This is a genomic window from Sphingomonas zeicaulis, assembly GCF_050433225.1.
Classification (GTDB): Bacteria; Pseudomonadota; Alphaproteobacteria; order Sphingomonadales; family Sphingomonadaceae; genus Sphingomonas_D; species Sphingomonas_D zeicaulis.
In genome coordinates this window covers 759,641-776,702 of record NZ_JBNPXQ010000002.1, presented here as the reverse complement: position 1 = coordinate 776,702, position 17,062 = coordinate 759,641, and the positions used below count along the sequence as shown (strand labels likewise).

The following is a 17,062-nucleotide window of genomic DNA, read 5'->3' as shown; positions in this document are numbered from 1 at the left end:
CAACGCTTCGCAACAATCGGCACGCCCGCGCATTCCCTGTCTGAACCCCGCAGCAAGGGAATGCGCCATGACCACGTTGAGCAAGGGCGACAAGGTAAGCTGGAAGAGCCATGGTGGCACCGCCCATGGCACCGTCGTGAAGAAGCAGACCAGCCGCACCCAGATCAAGGGCCATACGGTCGCCGCCAGCAAAGATGATCCGCAATATATCGTCGAAACTGAAAACGGTGACCGCGCGGCGCACAAGCCATCCGCGCTGAAGAAGCAGTGAACGCGCCATCCTGTGGCTGGGGCGGCGCCACGCCCCTGCCCGGCATGCCCGGCGCGCCGCTGATCGCCCAAATGACCGCCCCCGACACGGTGTTGACGTGGCGCGGATCGGCTACCCACGCCAACGCGCATGACCGGGTAAGCCGTCGCGTCGTCGCGCGCCATGTCGCCGCGCTGCTCGATCTTCCCTATGGCGGTGAGGCAGCGGCGGATGGCGCCAACGCCTATCTGGTACCGCTCGACACGCTCACCGCCGAAGAAGCGGCCACGCTTGGCGTGGATGGCGAGGATCGCCTGCTGGGCGGGGTCGTGCCGCACCGCTTCATCGCGACCAAGGCGATCACCCACCCGCTGATCGCGCCCGATGCCGCCGCGCCTGAGGCGTGGGCGCATGACCTGGGCGATGTGCTCGCGCCAGTGGTGCCGATCGGCTTCACAGCGTTCAGCGCTGCGGATGCCCTCCGCGCGGGAGAAACCTTGCTTGCAGTGGGACCGCTGCGGTTGAAGGCAGTCGCAGCGACCGCCGGGCTCGGCCAGACCGTGGTCGAAGATCGCGCAGCGCTGGAGGCGGCGCTGGCGCTCGAATCGCCCGAGGCGATCGCCCGGGGCGGCATCGTGCTCGAGGAAAATCTAGCCGATGTCGTCACCTACAGCGTCGGCACTGCGCGGATCGGCGCGCATGCCATCGCCTATTGGGGCACGCAGCGGCTGACCCGGAGCAATGCCGGCGAGACGGTCTATGGCGGCTCCGATCTCGAAGTGGTGCGCGGTGGCTGGGAGGAACTGGCGGCGTTGCCGCTCGCCGCCGAGGTCGCGCAGGCGGTGCGCCAGGCCATCGCCTATGATCGCGCGGTGTTCGCCGCCTATCCGGGGCTGTGCGCGTCGCGCCGCAATTATGACGTGATCGCCGGCGACGCGGCGGATGGCAGCCGGCGGATCGGCGTGCTGGAGCAAAGCTGGCGCGTCGGTGGGGCGACCGGCGCCGAACTTGCAGCGATTGAGGCGTTCGCTCGGGATCCGAAGCTGGCCCATGTGCGTAGTTCGACCATGGAAATCTATGGACGAACTGGTGCCGCCCCGGTCGGCGCGACCGTCTATTTCGACGGCGTCGATCCGGCGGCGGGTCCGTTGACGAAATATGCCGAGGTCGGCCGTGAAGCATGACGGCCGGCTGAGCATCAAGGTCGACGACCAGCCGCTCGAAGGCACCCTGCTCGCCCCGGAAAAGCTGATCCCGGGGGTGCTGTTCGTCCATGGTTGGGGCGGCAGCCAGGAACAGGATCTGGCTCGCGCAGAGGAAATCGCGCAGCTCGGCTGCCTGTGCTTCACATTCGATCTCCGCGGCCATGCCCGCACCGATGGGCAACGCCAGCTCGTGACCCGTGAGGACGGGCTGGCCGACGTGCTGGCCGCCTATGATTTTCTCGCGACGCAAGAGATGGTCGATCCATCGGCGATCGCCGTCGTCGGCACCAGCTATGGCGGCTATCTTGCGACCTTGCTGACCGAACTGCGCCCGGTCCACTGGCTCGCGCTGCGCGTGCCGGCGCTCTATCCGGACAGTGACTGGGACGTGCCCAAGGCGCTGCTGGATAAGGCTTCGATCTTCGATTATCGCAGCCAGTTCCATGCGCCCGAGGTCAATCGTGCGCTGCGCGCGTGCGATGCGTTCGAGGGTGATGTGCTGATCGTCGAATCCGAATTCGATGAGCATGTTCCCCATCCAGCCATCGCCTCCTTCATCGCCGCCTTCCGCCACGCCCGATCGCTAAGCTACCGCGTGATGCACGGCGCCGATCACTCGTTGCGTGATGAAAGCTGTCGGAAGGCCTATAATAATGTTTTGATCCGCTGGATCGAGGAAATGGTCCGCGGCGCGCGCCGAACTTTGACCTGATCATCCGATTAATCAATGTTAGCTTACGGAACGTTTAGCGTCCTGTACCGTAATTAGGTCATAAGATCGATCGGTCGATCGATTGCCTTTCGAAGCAGAACAGCGAGGAACGATCCGTGGCAACGCGCTTCCGGGATTCCGATACCGTCGAACGACGATCCCAATTCCTGACCGACAGTTTCCAGCGTGGATTGGCGCACTGGAACCGCGAGCGGCTGGCCCCCCAATTCCCGACCGATGAGTGGCGTCACACGCTTGAGCGCGACGTAAGGATGATGCGCCTCGAAGGCGGATTTATCGAGGAGTTGCGCGCCGAGGTGGCCGACGAGGCTGCCGCCGCTCCAACCGACGTCGATGGGTTCATCGCCTGGTTCGAAGATCTCAAGCAGCGCGGCCCCGGCCAAGGCGACCCGCTGTTCCCGTGGCTTGCCGCCGAAGCCGATCGCGACCAGTTGCGCTGGTTCTTCGAGCAGGAAGCCGCAGGCGAGGCCGGGTTCGACGATCTCGTCGCCTACACGCAGGTCAAGCTTCCGGTGCCGGCGAAGCTGGAGCTCGCCCGCAATTATTGGGACGAGATGGGCCGCGGCCAGATCCGCGGCATGCATGGCCCGATGCTCGACGCGCTGGTGGAAACGCTGGCGGTGCAGCCGACGATCGAGACCACGGTCTGGGAAAGTCTTGCGCTTGCCAATGCGATGACTGCGATGGCGGTCAACCGCCGTTACGCCTGGCATTCGGTCGGCGCACTCGGTGTAATCGAACTGACCGCCCCGGGCCGCTCGGCGATGGTGGCAAAGGGCCTGCGCCGCATCGGGCTCAGCGATCGTGAACGCCGCTATTTCGATCTCCACGCGGTGCTGGACATCAAGCATAGCGAGGCGTGGAACGAGGAAGCGCTGAAGCCATTGGTGGCGGAAGATCCCGCCCGCGCGACCGCGATCGCCGAAGGCGCGCTGATGCGTCTCACCTGCGGCGCCCGCTGCTTCGAGCGTTATCGCGCCGCACTCTGGGGCTGAGGATCGTTCCGACAGGCACCTTGCGACGGAATCGAAATGCGAAGGGCCAGCCGGGAAGGCTGGCCCTTTTCACATGCGATGCCGATGATGCGATGTCGACGCGGGGCGCCCGGCCCCATCAATCGTCATCATTCTCTTCATCGGCCGAGAGCGCATCATCCTCGTCCGCATCGAGCAACTGTTCGATCGCCTCGCTGATCAGATCGAGTTGCTCGAAGCTCACCGTGAATTCGCTGGTTTCACCGTCTTCGTCTTCGATGCTGAGCAGATAGTCGCTGCCGTCGTGGGTCAGCGAGAATTGCATCAAGGATTTGGCCATTCTTCCCTCCTCAGTTTGAGCCGGAAACGCCCGATGCCGCGAACGGCTCCCGTTCGCTGCCATCGCCGTGCAACACTCTTCCGGGCGGTCGCTTTCAGATCCGTGAACGTGCAGGCTGCACCACGAACCGCGTCCGCCGGATGATCGTCAGGCGCTGGCGAGCCCGCCGCTCGGGCATTCCGCGCGTCGCGTTGCGCCAGCGCAGGCCAAGCAGGAAGGCGGAGACGCCAGCCACCAAGGCTCCGAGAAGGATGGCGCGAGCGGATGTGCCGCTTGCCGCAACAGGCCGGCGATCGACATCATCGGCTTGTGCGGCCCGGCGGTGGTCGCCGATCATGATTTCCGCGGCGGCAGCACCGGACTCCTCCTCGATCGTGATTTCCCGCCCGCCGTCGGCGGTCAGGGTCCGCATCATCGGCGTCGGTTCTGGCCCAGTTGCTCCCTTGGCTTGCTCATTGCCTCGGCGTTCCTCGCTTTGTGGCAACGGATTCCTGCGACCGCCGCCGTCGACGCGGCGTTCGGCTTCGGGCTGGTCGGCGTCCTGTTGGCGGCCGTCGCTCATCCTTCGCCTCCTTCATCCTGATCCGCGGGCTTGATCCGCCCCTCGTCGCGTCCGGGCTGCCAGTCTCGGGCCGGCTTGTCTTCCTTCGCAGGCCGATCGAGCGTGTCACTAGGGCTGCGTGCGCTGCCCTTTTCCTGATGTTCGGTAGATATGTTGCGCGCCTTGCTCATGGCCGTCCTCCTTGATGACGATCCGTTGACGTTGCGAAGGATCGACGCACCGGCATGGGCGATGTTCCCAACGGATCGCAGGGATATCCTGGGCGGCTCGGCCGTTTTTCCGTCGTCAAACGCCATCACCGACAGGAGGGTATCCATGGCCGACAAAGCTGAATTCACCGATGCCATCGCCTTGCTCAAGGCCGACCATCGCAAGGTCGAAGACTTGTTCGAGGCCTTCGAGAAGGCCCGTACGGACTCGACGAAGCAGAAGCTGGTGAGCGAGATCTGCACGGAACTGAAGATCCACACGATGATCGAGGAGGAGATCTTCTACCCGGCCTTTCGCGGCAAGATCGACGACGACACGCTCGACGAAGCCTATGTGGAGCATGACGGCGCCAAGGTGCTGATCAACGATCTCGAGAATTCAGAACCTTCGGCAGATTTCTACGACGCGAAGGTCTCGGTGCTTTCCGAAGAGATCAAGCACCACGTGCATGAAGAAGAAATGCAGTCGGAAGGCATGTTCGCCCAGTGCCGGAAGACGGACGTCGATCTGGTTGCGCTTCGCGACGCGATGGCGGCTCGCAAGCAGGAACTGCTGGCACGGGCGAAGACGGACGGCCTGCCGGCCGCGAAGCCGCACGCCGTGAACCTCGTAACTGCCTGACCTGACCGACGCCGGCTCCCGCGCACGACAACACCAGCCCGGCGCGGGAGCCGCCGATCAGTTTTGCCGAGCCCCGGGCTCGTCGCCGACATGGACCCAGGCCGACTTGTCGTCGTCCGGCCGACCCGTCGGCGGGATCACGTCACCTTCCTCGTCCGGCCCCATCCAATCATCGTCGAGGGGCTCGCGCTCGGGCAGCGGTGCGGGCGTCGGTGTCGATCCGTTAGCCATCGGCTTCCTCCTGTGCTGCAGCGATGCTGCGCACAACATGGCGTGTCTGCGGGTGACGACAACCCCCGGAGCGCGGGCGGGGCATAATAGTGAAGGGGTGGTGGACAGGGCTGGATTCGAACCAGCGTACGCTCTCGCGGGCAGATTTACAGTCTGCTGCCATTAACCACTCGGCCACCTGTCCATGGGCCCGCCGATCGGGAAGCGGCGCAAATGGCGAAAGGTCGCCCCTCTGTCAACCGCCCAAAGCAGCTTCTTTGCGATTGGTTCTGTTCGGGCAGGTTCAGCCCGGCATTGCGCGCAGCGCAGGTCCGCTTATGAAGCCAAACCATGCGTAGAGGCCATCGACCGTCACAGCCGCAAGGCAATCGTCCCCGGTTCTGGGGTCGCCATGCCGTGCTTGCCGCCCTTGCCAACCCGGCGCGCACCCCGCGCAAATTGTGGGGCACGCGGGAGGCGCTGGCCCATCTGGATCTGCCGCCGGTGCTGCCGGTGGTCTATGCCGATGTTGCCGACCTTGGCCGGATGGTGCCCTCGGATGCGCCGCATCAGGGCCTCGTGCTCGAAGTCGATCCGCTGGAGGATGTCTGGCTGGGCGACCTGCTTGAATCGGGCAGGGACGATCGCCGCCCGTTGATCGTACTCGATCAGGTGACCGATCCACACAATGTCGGCGCGGTGCTGCGATCGGCGGCGGCGTTCGATGCGCTCGGTATCATCACGCAGGATCGCCACGCGCCGCCCGAATCGGGTGCGCTCGCCCGTTCCGCGTCCGGCGCGCTCGAAGTCGTGCCCTGGGTGCGGGTGGTGAATCTCGCCCGTGCGCTCGACGAGATCGCAGAGGCGGGCTTCTGGCGCATCGGCCTCACCGGCAACGCCAACCAGACATTGACTGAGGCGATGGGCGAGGCTCGGATCGCGCTGGTCCTGGGAGCGGAGGGCGAAGGCATGCGACAGAACACCGAGGCGCATTGCGACGAACTCGCCAAGCTGCCGATCAGCCCGAAGGTGGAAAGCCTCAACATCTCCAACGCCGCGGCGATCGCGCTCTATGCGGTGACGACACGATGAGCGCGACCCGCCGCGCGGTTGCGGCGCTGGTCGCGCTGGCGATCCCGATCCTGCTTACCGGCTGCCTGTTCCTGCCGGGCAAATTCGCATCGGACATGAATGTCGGCGCGGATGGCGCATTCGACTTCCGCTACAAGGGCGAGATCATCTTTGCCGGGCATGAGGCGTGGGAGCCGGAGAAGGAGCCGGTCTGCAGCGGCCCGAAGCCCGGCGAAACGATCGACCTCGACAAGCCCGGCGCGGAGGAGGAGAGCTGGAAGGAGCGCCCCTGCACGCCGGAGGAACGCACCGAGAAGCAGGCCGAGGCCGAGGAGCAGCGCAAGCGCAGCATGAGCGGCCAGGCGCCGATGATGGCCGAGATGCTGGGCATCAACCCGCAAGACGAGGCGAGCTACGAGCAGTTCGCGGCGCGGCTACGCAAGCTCGATGGCTGGAAGGCCGTCACCTACAAGGGCAAGGGCGTGTTCGACGTGGACTATGTCGTGTCCGGCACGCTCGACCGCGATTTCGTCTGGCCGGTCTATCCGCAGACGGGCGCCTCCGCCTTCCCGATGCTGATCGCGGCGCGCGCCGCCGACGGTACGGTGACGGTCTCCGCACCCGGCTTCGGCGGCCCGCAAGGGCCCGGCATCAGCCCGGCGCTGACCGCGACGGGCCCGCTCGGCAAGAGTAACGACATGCCAAAGGTGCCCACCGACGGCGTCTTCACCTTGACCAGCGCAGCACCCGTGGTGTCGAGCAGCGCCACCGCGACGGTGCCCGCCGGCGCCCGCGGCAAGATGATGCGCTGGACGGTGAAGCCGGACAGCAAGGTGACGCCGCAAGCCGTGCTGCGGCTGAAGTGATGGCGAGGGAGATCGGATCGATGACGTCAGTCCCTTCGCTCGCCGGCATGGCACGTCTGGCTGCGGTGCTGATGGCGCCGCTGCTGCTTGCCGCCTGCTTCTTCTCGCCGGGCAAATTCGCAGCCGACCTCGACGTCGCGCAGGATGGCCGCTTCTCTTTCGCCTACAAGGGAGAGATCGTGATCGTCGGCTACCGCGATCCGATGCGCGATTTTCCTTCGCAGGGCGACAAGGAATTGATGAACGATTTCGGCGCCTGTTTCGAGGAAAGCGGCGAGCCCAAGCCGGGCTGCAGCGCCGAAGAACAGGCGCGCATCAAACGCGCCCTCGAAAGCCGGCAGCAGGGCGAGCGCGATACCGACACACGTGAGTTCGAAGTGCTCCGCGAGACTCTCGGCTTCGATCCTTCCGACGAGAAGGCGGTCGCCGCCTTCGCCGCGCGGCTGAAGGGCCAGAATGGCTGGAGGGAGGTGACCTACAAGGGCAATGGCGTGTTCGCGGTCGACTATGCAATTGCGGGCACGCTCGACCGCGATTTCGTGTGGCCGGTAATCCCCGGCGCTGCCGGCGTCGTGCCCTTCGTCGTGGCGCAGCGCCAGGCCGATGGCCGTATCCGCGTCCGCGCTCCCGGCTTCGGCGGTTTCGGTGGCATGAATTCGAGCGGGCCGATGACGAGTGCGATGATGGGCCTGGCCAGCAAGGCGGAAGAGGGCGGCCCCACGCCCGACGGCCTGTTCACCATCGTCACCGGCGCCGAAGTGCTGGCGAACAACAATGAGGATGGCTGGGCACCCGATCCCAAAGGCCGGCGCATCGTGTGGAAGGTCGGCCCGGCGAACGCGGCGGTGCCGGAGGCGCTGCTGGGGGTTCGGCGCTAAAGCGCCCAGCCCCCTATCGCACCGCGCGCGCCACCGTCCGGAAGCCGAGGTGGGATGCGCCCGCCAGTTCGGCCTGTGCGTGCCGCGCCGCCGGGCGATACCGCGCACAATAATTCGGCGCGCAGAGGAAGGATCCGCCCTTGATCACCCGCGCGCGCACGCCCGGCTGCGCGGGATCGAAGCTGGGGTTCGGCCCGCCCACCTCGGGCGTTGCGCCATGGCCGGGCAGATACCAGCTCTGCGTCCATTCCCAGGCATTGCCGATCATGTCATTGATGCCCAGCGCATTGGCGTCGTAGCAGCCGACCGGGGCCAGCCCGCGATGCCCGTCGGCGGCATGATTCTCAGCCGGGAAGCGCCCCTGCCAGGTGTTCGCCTTGCGGGGCGCGGGCTGGTCCGGGCTCTCCTCGCCGCCGGCGCGCGCGGCGAACTCGAACTGCTCCTCGCTCGGCAGCGCCCTGCCCTTCCAGGCGGCATAGGCGCGCGCATCGTCGAAGGCGATGTGGACGACCGGCAGCGCACCACGCCCGGCAAGGTCGCTCTCCGGCCCCTCAGGATGCCGCCAGTTCGCGCCTTGCACGTAGCGCCACCATTGGCTGGGCGCGACCGGAAGCGCGCCGGCGCCGGGCGGCGCGAAAACGACTGATCCACCCTCCCTTTCCGCCTGAGTGACATGGCCGGTCGCGGTGACGAAGGCGGCATATTGCCGGTTGGTCACCTCATGCCGGTCGATCCAGAAACCCTTCACCGCCGCGGCATAGCGCGGCGCCTCTTCCGGGTAGCTATGATCGCTGCCGAACTGCGCAGGTCCGCCCGGCACCCAGACCTGATCATCGGCCAGCGTCGGGCAACCATTGCCGCTCGCGCCCTCCAACGGGCCGCCATCGCTGCCCATGCCCGTCAGCAGGAAGACTGCGGCGAGCGCGGCGGGCCGGCGAATCATGGCCGATAGACAGCCGGCTGCGGCAGGATCACGCCGACATCCTTCGCATAGGCGGCCCAAGCAGCTTTGAGCTGCGCCAGCCTCTCGGGCTCCTCCCCACTCCGGTCGCGCGTCTCGCCAGGATCCTCGACGATGTTGAACAGCTTCCACGTGCCGTCGCCGACATCGGTGATCTTCCAGTCGCCCTGCCGGATCGCGCGCGATCCGAACAGTTCGACGCCATAGGCATCGTTCGCGCCATAGACCGCAGGCGCCTTGCCGCCGAGATGCGCGACCCAGCTCTTGCCGCGGATCTGCTGGACGGCGCGGCCCTGGAAACGGCCAGCGGGATCGGGAATGCCGGCGAGCTCGAGGAAGGTCGGCACCACATCCGCCACCGACAGGAAGCTGCGATCGACGCTGCCCGCCTTGCCGCCGCCATGGGTGAGGAAGGAAACCGCGCGCGTACCGCCCTCGGTCGCATAGGCCTTGTAGAGCCAGGACGGTGCCGTCGCCGCCTGCGCCCAGCCCGGGCCGTAGCCGAGATAAGAGGTCGCGGCACCACGATTGTCGAAGCTATTGTCCGCCCCGTCGTCGAGCCTGTTGATGCCGACCATCTCGCTAGTCGCGATGTCGAGCCCCTCCGCGCCATTGTCGGCCAGGAACAGAATCACCGTATTCTCATAGTCGCCACTGCGCTTGAGTTCGGCGATCACGCGGCCGACATTCTTGTCGAGCCGGTCGACCATCGCCGCATAGATCTCCATGTCGCGCGCGGCGGTACGGCGCTGTTCGGGGCTGAGCTGGTCCCATCCGCCATGCTTGAGCACCGGCGCATGCGCGGGCCGGGCGGGGTCGTAGAGGCCCAGTTCGGCCTGACGCTTCAGCCGGCGCGCACGCAGCGCCTCGAAGCCGTCGTCATAGCGGCCCTTGTACCTTGCGATATCCTCCTTCGGCGCCTGCAGCGGCCAATGGGGCGCGGTGAAGGCGAGATAGGCGAAGAAGGGTTTGGCACCGCCGGGCGCGGTCTTCGCCTCGGCGAGGAACTCGACGAGGCGGCTGGCGAAATAGTCCGAAGAGTAGAAATCCTGCGGTACGCCGGCCAGGCGCTTGCCCTGTTCGGTATAGGTTGCGCCCTTCAGCGGATCGTTGGAAGCGCCGACGCCGAAATGGTTGTGACCGCCCTGCAGCAGCGCGAAGCTGCGCTGAAAACCACGATCATGTGGATCCTGGCCCGGCGCAATGCCGAGATGCCACTTTCCCGAGAACATGGTGCGATAACCGCCGGCGCCGAGCAGTTCGGCCAATGTCGCGGTATCCGGCCGCAAATAGCCTTCGTGCCCCGGCCTGTCCTTCTGGTTGGGCGCGATCAGCTCGGCCATCGTGCCGAGCCCGGCGCGGTGATTGTCCGTGCCCGACAGCAGCATCGATCGCGTCGGCGAGCAGGTGGGCGCGGTGTGGAAGCCGCCGAACCGCACGCCTTCGGTCGCCAGCGCGTCGAGATTGGGTGTGTCGATCTCACCGCCGAACGCGCCGATATCCGAATAGCCGAGATCGTCGGCGACGATGATGAGGAAGTTCGGTCGCGGCTTTTCCTGGGCGGCGGCAGGCATCGCGCCGGCCAGCAGCATCAGCGCGGCGATCAGGGCAGAGCGCATCGGGGATCCTTTGACGAGAGGGATGGGCCGCATCCGGCGTGACTCGGATGCGGCCCTGCGGAGACGGCCGTTGCTTACTCAGCTGCTGCAAGCAGGTCGGCAGGCTCCGGTTTGATCACCCGGCTGCGGCTGCCGTCGATCGCGATCGGCACGTCGCCGGCCACCGTGGCGCGGCGCAGCGTGCGGCGCTGCAGCCCGAAATCGGCGATCGCGCGGTGCTGGGTCGCGCGATTGTCCCAGATCGCGACGTCGCCCGGCTGCCAGCGCCAGCGCACCGTATTCTCGGGCTTGGTGATATGATCCTGCAGAATGCCGAACAGCCGCTGCGAATCGGCGGCGTTGAGGCCGACGAAGCTTTTCACGAAATGGCCGACGAGCAGCGCCCGCTCCCCGCTTTCGGGGTGAACGCGCACCACCGGATGCTCGGTTTCGTAGACGGTCGACGCGAACACGCGCTGATGCTGTTCGATCTGCTTGCGATCCGCGCCGAAGGTGCCGGCATAGTCATAGAGGTTGGTGTGGACCGCCCACAGCCCGTCGACCAAGGTCTTCAGGCTTTCGGGCAGTTCCTGATAGGCCGTCACGCCATTGGCCCACAGCGTGTCGCCGCCGGCCGCCGGAATGTTGATCGCACGCAGGATCGACGCTTCGGGATAGGCATCGACGAAGGTGACGTCGGTATGCCAGCTCGACGCCGCATAACCCTCCTTCGAATCGAGCTCGAGCAGATATTTGCTGCCCGGCACCACCGGTACGGTGGGATGCGCAATCGGCTTGCCGAAGCGTTCGGCAAACGCCTCCTGCGCGACGTCGTCGAGCGCGGTCTGGTTGCGGAAGAAGATCACCTTGTGGCGGACCAGCGCGGCACGGATCGCGGCGAGTGTCAGGTCGTCGAGGTCGCCCGACAACGCGATGCCGCGGATCTCGGCACCGATGCGGCCGGCGACGGGCACGATGTCGAGCGGGCTTTCAGCCTCCCGGGCGTTGACGAATTCATGGGTGAGAACGGTCATGGCAAGCTCCTTGGCTGTAATGGGGGTGAAGAAGGAAAGTTGGTCTCGGCAGGCTCAATCGCCCCGCTCGGCCAGCGCGCGGCGGACCTCGGCATGCGCCGCCTCGTCGAGCGGAAAGCCGTGGATCAGCCAGGCGGACAGCGCGTGAGCAAGCGCGGGGCCCAGCGCGAAGACGAAGAGCAGCCCGGTGAGCGCGATGGGCGTGTTGCCCCCCTGCGGATCGAAGCCCAGCCAGGCGATCAGCGGCAAGGCGACGCCGATCGCGGCCGCCATCGCCGCCTTGCTGGTGAGGCTGAACACTGAGAAGAACAAGGCGGTGCGATCGGTGCCGGTATCGAGGCGATGCTTGTCCGCGACGTCGGCCACGATCGAGCGCAGCATCAGATTGCCCGATCCCTGCGCCAGCCCTTGCGCGACGGTGAGCGCGAGCAGCAGTTCGAACCGCGCCGGGGTAACCAGCAACAGCCCGAGATTGATCGCCACCTGCACCAGTTCGCCGGCCACCGCCGCGCGATGCTTGCCCAACCTCAGCCCGATCCGCATCCAGATCGGCCCGGCGGCGATGCCGAACACGAATTGCAGCAGGAACAGCCCGCTCGCCCATTCCGGGCGGCCCATATAGACGCTGACGAAGAACACGATCAGCGTGCTGCGGACGAGCTGGCCGAAGGTGACCGCGAAGTCCGAACCCATCACCCGCAGCAGCAACCGGTCCCCCACCACCAGCGCGAGCGCGCGGCTGAAAGGAATGCGTTCGCGCGGCGTGGCTGGCGGCGGCGCTTCTGCGAAGGCGTTGAGCGTCAGCGGCAAGGTGATGAACAGGCTGGCGAGCACGACCCCGCCGAACACCGCAAGCTTCAGCGGCGCATCCTGCGGGCGGAACTGATCGACCAAGGTCGGCAGCACCAGCGCCAGCAGCAGCGCGGAGGATCCGGCGACGGTGCTGAACGTCGCGACGCGGGTCCGCTCATGATACTGGCCCGAAATCTCGCCGGCCCAGGCGAGATAGGGGATCTGCATCATCGACCAGCCCAGATAGAAGACGAACAATGTCGCCGCGAGGTGGACGGGCGCGACGCCGGCGGGCGGGAAGAACAGCGGGATCGCGGCGAGGCCGTAAAGCGCGGCACCAGCGACGATCCAGCTCTTGCGTCGGCCGAAGCGGCTGCGCGTGCGATCACTGACGATGCCGATCAACGGATCGGCCGCCGCGCCCCAGAGCCGCTCGAACAGGAAGATCATCCCGATCGTCGCCAGCGGCAGCCCGTAATGCTGCGCGTAGATCGACGGCAGATAGACGCCCAGCGGCATCTGCGCGGCGTAGATCGGGATCGCGAGCGAGGAGAAGGCGGCGAGCCGCCAGCCGTTTGTGGCCCTATGCGCAGGACAGGTGACGATGCGCGCCCGCGTCCCGGCTCGATGATCGTGCAGCAGCGTCGCCATGGCCGGTCTCACAACTTGGTGCGCAAGGTGGCGCCCCAGGTCCGCGGCTCACCGACCAGCGCGGTGACAAGGCCGGTGTTGCCGGGGCTGAGCGTCTGAAAATAGTCCTCGTCGGTCAGGTTCCTGGCCCAGACCGAGAGATCCCAGCGGGCATCGTCGGCACGGATGCCGATGCGCGCATTGAGCACGCCATAGCCGGGGACGTCGGCGTAGCGGGAATTGCTCGATGATGTGTTGAAGGTCGAGCGGTGCGAGAAATCCGCATGGCCATAAAGCTCGAGATCGCTGCCTGCGGCGCGACCGATCGGTTGCCCAAGATCCGCACCGAGGCTGTAGGTGAACTTGGGCACGCCGGGCAGGCGCGCGCCGGACAGATCCTGGATGCCACCGAGGTTGAGGTTCTCGGGTGCCTGCGGGGCGTTGCGATAGTCGCGATAGGTCGCGTCGGTATAGGCCGCCGATGCCGAGAAACTCAGCAGCCGGGTCGGCGCATAGACGAGATCGGCCTCGAAACCGCGCGAACCCACCTTCGGGATGTTGGCGATATATTGGCGGAAGTTGACGGTGTTCGCGACCTGCTCGGTGATCGCGGTCTGATAGTCGCTGATTTCCGACCAGTAGCCGGCAAGATTGAAGGTGACCTGCCGGTCGAGGAACTGGCTCTTGAGGCCGACCTCATAGGCATCCACCTTTTCGGGCCGAACCTCCGGATCGACACCGACCGGCAGCGCGGTGAGGTTGAGCCCGCCCGACTTGTTGCCGCGAGACCAGGTCGCATAAACCAGCGCATCCGGCGCCATCGCATAGGAGAGGTTGGCGAGCCATGAGAGGCTGTCGTCGGTGAAGCTGGTGGCATAGTCGGTAACGGGGTTGAACTGGTTGCGGATCGCCGCCGCCGCCGTCGCGACCGCTGCCGGCAGCCCCGTGAGATCGGGGCCGGCGGCATGCCATTGATGATACTCCCCCTGCTTCTTCTCATGCGTGTAGCGCAGGCCGACGGTGAACTTCAGCGCTTCGCTGAGATTCCAGGTGCCCTGCCCGAACAGCGCATAGCTGCGCGTTTCCGGCGTTGACGTGGACTGCGCCTCGAACCCGTTCAGCGCTGCATCGCCGACCACCGCCGGCACTGCCGGCAGGTTCCAGTTCGCTGCGGCCGATCCATAAGCGGTGGCGCCATAGCCCCTGATGATCTGCCAGAAATAATAGGCGCCCACGACATAATCGATCGTCCGCTCACCGGTGGAGGCAAGCCGCAACTCCTTGCTGAACTGGCGCTGGCGATTGGCCTGCTGCGCCTTGGTGATGACCGGAAGACCGGTGGAGTCGCCATCATTGGCCGGATCCCAATCCCACCAGCGATATGCGGAGACAGAGGTCAGCGCGGCGCCGCCCAGATCCCAGTCGAGCTGGCCCGAGACGCCATAGCTCTTCATGTTCGCCTGGTAATGCCCGTCGGAATCGCCCCGCCGGTCGAACGGGCGGAACGGCAGCGGCGAGTAGCCCGCGCGGGCCACCCGATCGACGAAGTTGTTGGGGATCGCAGCGCCATTGTCGTAGCTGCCGAAATAATCGGCCAGCACATTCAGCACATGATGCTGCCGCTGGCGCGAGAAGTCGGCGATCAGCCTGATCGCGACATCCTGGGAGGGCGTGACCAGCACCTGCCCGCGCGCGGTGAAATTGTCATAGTCCTGCGCCTCGCTGTCGTCATGGACGTTGGTGAGGAAGCCGTCGCGATGCGTGTCGGCGATCGACAGACGGAAGGCGACGCTGTCACCGATCAACGGTGCGGACAGCGAACCGCGAAGCTGGTGATAGCCATAGTCGCCAAGGCTCGCTTCGCCCGAGAATTCCGGCTCGAAGCTTGGCGCGCGCGTGGTGATGTTGATCGCGCCCGCGGTCGTATTCTTTCCGAACAAGGTACCCTGCGGGCCACGCAGAACCTCGATCTGCTGCAGGTCGACAAGATCGAACTGCGACTGGCCGACCCGGCCGTAATAGACATTGTCGATATAGATGCCGACGCCATTTTCAAGCCCGTCATTGGTCAGCGCGACGTTGGAACCGAGGCCACGGATGTTCACATTGGTGTTGCGTGGGTTGAAGCTGAATACCTGCAGGCTGGGCACGAGTTGCTGGATCTGTCCGAGCGTGAAATTGCCGGTCGCTTCGAGTTGCTGCTGGCCGACCACGCTCAGCGCGATCGGCACATCCTGCGCATCCTCGTCACGCCGGCGCGCGGTGACGACGATTTCGCCACCCGCATCGGGCGCCGGCGCGACCGCGGCCGGCTCCGCTGCCGGGTCGGCGGCAAAGGTGGGCGACGCGAGGATGGCCGCAAGCGCACCACCCAGCGTAAAGGCTGATAATATCGGTTTCATCGTATTGAACACGCTTCCCCACCGCCGGATGCGCAGACGCGCATCCAGCCGACGCACGAGCTTCCCGCCCGCGCGAACGCGATTGATCTTCCAGTCGTGGGCAGGCCGGGCCACCGGCCGCCGGTCTGCACGCGCCGCCTTCAGGCGGCGGGCATCATTCGGCCCTGTCAGGCCTGTCGAGATCGCGACACTGCATTCGATTCCATCCCTTCCATCATCGGGGGATCACGAAGCCGGGCGTCACGCAGCCCTGCATCGCGCTTTAGCCGTTGATCACGCGGAGCAAGCTGCATCCCATCAAAAGCCGCGGGCCTTCATCATCCGGATACGGACCGGGCGCATGGCCAATGCGCCTCGTTTCGATATCTCTAGTTAGACAGTCGGGAATTACAGCGTCAATTCAAGTTTTGGTTTGTCGCCGCGAAGTTTGAATGCGCGAAGCGTGTGGGGGCAAACAAAAACCCCTCCTCTTGCGAGGAGGGGTTGGCATGAAAGCAAGCGCAGCAAGCTGCCCGTCGATACCGGAAGGGCATTGCCAGCCGGATATGGGCCCAGCCAGCGCTGCCATGCCCGTATCCCCTGCCCGGCATGGGAGGGGCGATGCAGAAATCAGTCTTCCGGCGCGATAATCACGCGCAGGCCGTCCAGTTCTTCGCCGAACGGAATCTGGCATGACAGGCGCGACTGGTCGTTGCGGTGGTCAGAGCTGTCGAGCAGGTCGTTTTCGTCCTCGCTCATCGCAGGCAGCTTGTCGGCGAAAGCCGGGTCGACGTGGATGTGGCAGGTCGCGCAGGAACAGCAGCCGCCGCACAGAGCCAGCAACTCGTCGAAGCCATGATCGCGGATCACCTCCATCACGCTGAGGCCAGCTTCCCCCTCCACGGTCTGCTCGGTTCCCTCGCGCGTGACCACGACCAGCTTCGGCATTGCGTTCCCCTTCCGTTCTGCTATGCGCATTTCAAAGGCGCGCTATGTGGGCTGTATTCGCTCAAATCAAGCGCTGCCGGCTTTGGCAAGGGCGAGAATCGGACGGGCGATATGGGATTGACCAGCGCGCAACTGAAAGCCTCGCTCGATCATCTCGCCGGCATCGAGCCAAAAATCGCCGCCGCGCTCGCCCGCGTCGGCTATCCCGAACCGCGGATCAATCCGCGCGGCTATACCACCTTGCTGCGCACCATTGTCGGCCAACAGGTCAGCTACAAGGCGGCGGCCGCGATGTGGTCCCGGCTCGACGCGGAAATCGGAGGGGTCGAGGATCCCGCCAACATCGTCCGCGCCACCGATGACATGCTACGGGCCGGCCATCTCTCCCGCCAGAAGGCCGGCTACGCCCGCAGTCTCGCGGAAGCCGTGGTCAGCGGAACGCTCGATCTCGACGCACTGCCCGAGGATGATGAGGCAGCGATCGCGCAACTCGTCGCGATCAAGGGCATCGGCCGCTGGTCGGCGGAGGTCTATCTGCTGTTCGCGGAAGGGCGGACGGACATCTGGCCGGCGGGCGATCTCGCGGTGCAGATCGAGACCGGCCGGATCATGGGCCTCGACGCTCGCCCGGACGAGAAGGCGACCCGCGCGATCGCCGAAGCGTGGCGCCCGCATCGCGGCGCCGCCGCGGTCTTCACCTGGCACCATTATAAGACGCCGGTGATCTGATCCGGTCCGGCTGGCTTTCCTTGCCGTGCGACAGGGCGCGTAATAGCGTCGACGAAACGGGAGGATAGA

Annotated in this window: 19 protein-coding genes and 1 tRNA gene; 9 read left to right on the top strand and 11 right to left on the bottom strand. The window is 65.8% G+C overall.

The features are described 5' to 3' along the window. The first annotated feature begins 67 nt into the window (after nt 1-67). The 4 genes from FHS96_RS12655 (at nt 68) to FHS96_RS12640 (ending at nt 3,183) form a co-directional block, all read left to right on the top strand. The gene (locus tag FHS96_RS12655) at nt 68-271 is read left to right on the top strand and encodes a hypervirulence associated TUDOR domain-containing protein (protein ID WP_429591638.1); all 204 of its coding nucleotides are present in this window, start codon (nt 68-70) and stop codon (nt 269-271) included. After that, a complete protein-coding gene (locus FHS96_RS12650; protein WP_429591635.1) occupies nt 268-1,434 on the top strand; it encodes a DUF3182 family protein in 1,167 nt (388 codons plus the stop codon). Before FHS96_RS12655 ends, FHS96_RS12650 begins: the two co-directional genes overlap by 4 nt. Further along, nucleotides 1,409-2,167 (top strand): alpha/beta hydrolase family protein, encoded by a 759-nt coding sequence (locus FHS96_RS12645; protein WP_429591632.1) that lies wholly within the window; start codon nt 1,409-1,411, stop codon nt 2,165-2,167. Before FHS96_RS12650 ends, FHS96_RS12645 begins: the two co-directional genes overlap by 26 nt. Before the next feature lie 116 nt (nt 2,168-2,283). Further along, entirely contained in the window at nt 2,284-3,183 is a 900-nt protein-coding gene (locus FHS96_RS12640) for an iron-containing redox enzyme family protein (RefSeq protein ID WP_429591630.1), read from the top strand. A 118-nt stretch (nt 3,184-3,301) separates the two neighbouring features. Here FHS96_RS12640 and FHS96_RS12635 read toward each other — a convergent pair whose 3' ends face one another. The 3 genes from FHS96_RS12635 to FHS96_RS12625 all read right to left on the bottom strand — a co-directional run bounded on the left by FHS96_RS12635 (nt 3,302) and on the right by FHS96_RS12625 (nt 4,234). Next, complete coding sequence (locus tag FHS96_RS12635) at nt 3,302-3,502, bottom strand: hypothetical protein (RefSeq protein WP_429591628.1); 201 nt, start codon at nt 3,500-3,502, stop codon at nt 3,302-3,304. Between the two features lie 94 nt (nt 3,503-3,596). Continuing rightward, complete coding sequence (locus tag FHS96_RS12630) at nt 3,597-4,064, bottom strand: hypothetical protein (protein ID WP_429591626.1); 468 nt, start codon at nt 4,062-4,064, stop codon at nt 3,597-3,599. Beyond that, nucleotides 4,061-4,234: a hypothetical protein gene (locus FHS96_RS12625; protein ID WP_429591623.1), complete on the bottom strand. Its 174-nt coding sequence runs from the start codon at nt 4,232-4,234 to the stop codon at nt 4,061-4,063. The genes FHS96_RS12630 and FHS96_RS12625 overlap by 4 nt, the downstream gene beginning before the upstream one ends. Before the next feature lie 145 nt (nt 4,235-4,379). On the opposite strand from FHS96_RS12625, the gene FHS96_RS12620 reads away from it, so the two are divergent. Then, nucleotides 4,380-4,895 carry a hemerythrin domain-containing protein gene (locus FHS96_RS12620; protein WP_429591805.1) on the top strand — a complete coding sequence of 172 codons (516 nt, stop codon included), beginning with the start codon at nt 4,380-4,382 and terminating at the stop codon, nt 4,893-4,895. 57 nt (nt 4,896-4,952) lie between these two features. Here FHS96_RS12620 and FHS96_RS12615 read toward each other — a convergent pair whose 3' ends face one another. Beyond that, the gene (locus tag FHS96_RS12615; protein WP_429591620.1) at nt 4,953-5,126 is read right to left on the bottom strand and encodes a hypothetical protein; all 174 of its coding nucleotides are present in this window, start codon (nt 5,124-5,126) and stop codon (nt 4,953-4,955) included. 98 nt (nt 5,127-5,224) lie between these two features. Then, nucleotides 5,225-5,310: transfer RNA gene (locus tag FHS96_RS12610), tRNA-Tyr, on the bottom strand. Nucleotides 5,311-5,456: 146 nt separating this feature from the next. Between FHS96_RS12610 and rlmB the strand changes: the two genes are divergently transcribed. Genes rlmB through FHS96_RS12595 form a run of 3 tightly spaced genes read left to right on the top strand, consistent with a single transcriptional unit; the run spans nt 5,457 to nt 7,920 of the window. Continuing rightward, nucleotides 5,457-6,197 carry a 23S rRNA (guanosine(2251)-2'-O)-methyltransferase RlmB gene (rlmB, locus tag FHS96_RS12605; protein ID WP_429591618.1) on the top strand — a complete coding sequence of 247 codons (741 nt, stop codon included), beginning with the start codon at nt 5,457-5,459 and terminating at the stop codon, nt 6,195-6,197. Then, a complete protein-coding gene (locus FHS96_RS12600; RefSeq protein ID WP_429591615.1) occupies nt 6,194-7,042 on the top strand; it encodes a hypothetical protein in 849 nt (282 codons plus the stop codon). The genes rlmB and FHS96_RS12600 overlap by 4 nt, the downstream gene beginning before the upstream one ends. Before the next feature lie 20 nt (nt 7,043-7,062). Beyond that, on the top strand, nt 7,063-7,920 hold the full coding sequence (locus FHS96_RS12595) for a hypothetical protein (RefSeq protein ID WP_429591612.1): 858 nt from the start codon (nt 7,063-7,065) through the stop codon (nt 7,918-7,920). Between the two features lie 13 nt (nt 7,921-7,933). Here FHS96_RS12595 and FHS96_RS12590 read toward each other — a convergent pair whose 3' ends face one another. From FHS96_RS12590 to FHS96_RS12565, 6 genes are all read right to left on the bottom strand, one after another. Beyond that, a complete protein-coding gene (locus FHS96_RS12590; RefSeq protein ID WP_429591609.1) occupies nt 7,934-8,863 on the bottom strand; it encodes a formylglycine-generating enzyme family protein in 930 nt (309 codons plus the stop codon). Beyond that, nucleotides 8,860-10,500, bottom strand: coding sequence for an arylsulfatase (locus FHS96_RS12585; RefSeq protein WP_429591606.1), 1,641 nt, complete (start codon nt 10,498-10,500; stop codon nt 8,860-8,862). The genes FHS96_RS12590 and FHS96_RS12585 overlap by 4 nt, the downstream gene beginning before the upstream one ends. A 74-nt stretch (nt 10,501-10,574) precedes the next feature. Continuing rightward, a complete protein-coding gene (locus FHS96_RS12580; protein ID WP_429591603.1) occupies nt 10,575-11,513 on the bottom strand; it encodes a TauD/TfdA dioxygenase family protein in 939 nt (312 codons plus the stop codon). Nucleotides 11,514-11,567: 54 nt separating this feature from the next. Then, complete coding sequence (locus FHS96_RS12575; protein WP_429591601.1) at nt 11,568-12,956, bottom strand: MFS transporter; 1,389 nt, start codon at nt 12,954-12,956, stop codon at nt 11,568-11,570. Nucleotides 12,957-12,964: 8 nt separating this feature from the next. Further along, nucleotides 12,965-15,451, bottom strand: coding sequence for a TonB-dependent receptor (locus FHS96_RS12570; RefSeq protein ID WP_429591598.1), 2,487 nt, complete (start codon nt 15,449-15,451; stop codon nt 12,965-12,967). 495 nt (nt 15,452-15,946) lie between these two features. Further along, nucleotides 15,947-16,264 carry a 2Fe-2S iron-sulfur cluster-binding protein gene (locus FHS96_RS12565; RefSeq protein WP_429591595.1) on the bottom strand — a complete coding sequence of 106 codons (318 nt, stop codon included), beginning with the start codon at nt 16,262-16,264 and terminating at the stop codon, nt 15,947-15,949. A 111-nt stretch (nt 16,265-16,375) separates the two neighbouring features. On the opposite strand from FHS96_RS12565, the gene FHS96_RS12560 reads away from it, so the two are divergent. Beyond that, nucleotides 16,376-16,993 (top strand): DNA-3-methyladenine glycosylase family protein, encoded by a 618-nt coding sequence (locus FHS96_RS12560; protein ID WP_429591592.1) that lies wholly within the window; start codon nt 16,376-16,378, stop codon nt 16,991-16,993. The last annotated feature ends 69 nt before the right edge of the window (nt 16,994-17,062 follow it).

Excerpts from the sequence above, each read along its gene's own strand:
- FHS96_RS12620 (WP_429591805.1), top strand. The coding sequence starts at position 4,380 with ATGGCCGACAAAGCTGAATTCACCGATGCCATCGCCTTGCTCAAGGCC.
- rlmB (WP_429591618.1), top strand. The coding sequence starts at position 5,457 with ATGCGTAGAGGCCATCGACCGTCACAGCCGCAAGGCAATCGTCCCCGG.
- FHS96_RS12575 (WP_429591601.1), bottom strand. The coding sequence starts at position 12,956 with ATGGCGACGCTGCTGCACGATCATCGAGCCGGGACGCGGGCGCGCATC.
- FHS96_RS12625 (WP_429591623.1), bottom strand. The coding sequence starts at position 4,234 with ATGAGCAAGGCGCGCAACATATCTACCGAACATCAGGAAAAGGGCAGC.
- FHS96_RS12600 (WP_429591615.1), top strand. The coding sequence starts at position 6,194 with ATGAGCGCGACCCGCCGCGCGGTTGCGGCGCTGGTCGCGCTGGCGATC.
- FHS96_RS12645 (WP_429591632.1), top strand. The coding sequence starts at position 1,409 with ATGCCGAGGTCGGCCGTGAAGCATGACGGCCGGCTGAGCATCAAGGTC.
- FHS96_RS12585 (WP_429591606.1), bottom strand. The coding sequence starts at position 10,500 with ATGCGCTCTGCCCTGATCGCCGCGCTGATGCTGCTGGCCGGCGCGATG.
- FHS96_RS12560 (WP_429591592.1), top strand. The coding sequence starts at position 16,376 with ATGGGATTGACCAGCGCGCAACTGAAAGCCTCGCTCGATCATCTCGCC.
- FHS96_RS12590 (WP_429591609.1), bottom strand. The coding sequence starts at position 8,863 with ATGATTCGCCGGCCCGCCGCGCTCGCCGCAGTCTTCCTGCTGACGGGC.
- FHS96_RS12565 (WP_429591595.1), bottom strand. The coding sequence starts at position 16,264 with ATGCCGAAGCTGGTCGTGGTCACGCGCGAGGGAACCGAGCAGACCGTG.
- FHS96_RS12595 (WP_429591612.1), top strand. The coding sequence starts at position 7,063 with ATGACGTCAGTCCCTTCGCTCGCCGGCATGGCACGTCTGGCTGCGGTG.
- FHS96_RS12635 (WP_429591628.1), bottom strand. The coding sequence starts at position 3,502 with ATGGCCAAATCCTTGATGCAATTCTCGCTGACCCACGACGGCAGCGAC.
- FHS96_RS12655 (WP_429591638.1), top strand. The coding sequence starts at position 68 with ATGACCACGTTGAGCAAGGGCGACAAGGTAAGCTGGAAGAGCCATGGT.
- FHS96_RS12615 (WP_429591620.1), bottom strand. The coding sequence starts at position 5,126 with ATGGCTAACGGATCGACACCGACGCCCGCACCGCTGCCCGAGCGCGAG.
- FHS96_RS12580 (WP_429591603.1), bottom strand. The coding sequence starts at position 11,513 with ATGACCGTTCTCACCCATGAATTCGTCAACGCCCGGGAGGCTGAAAGC.
- FHS96_RS12630 (WP_429591626.1), bottom strand. The coding sequence starts at position 4,064 with ATGAGCGACGGCCGCCAACAGGACGCCGACCAGCCCGAAGCCGAACGC.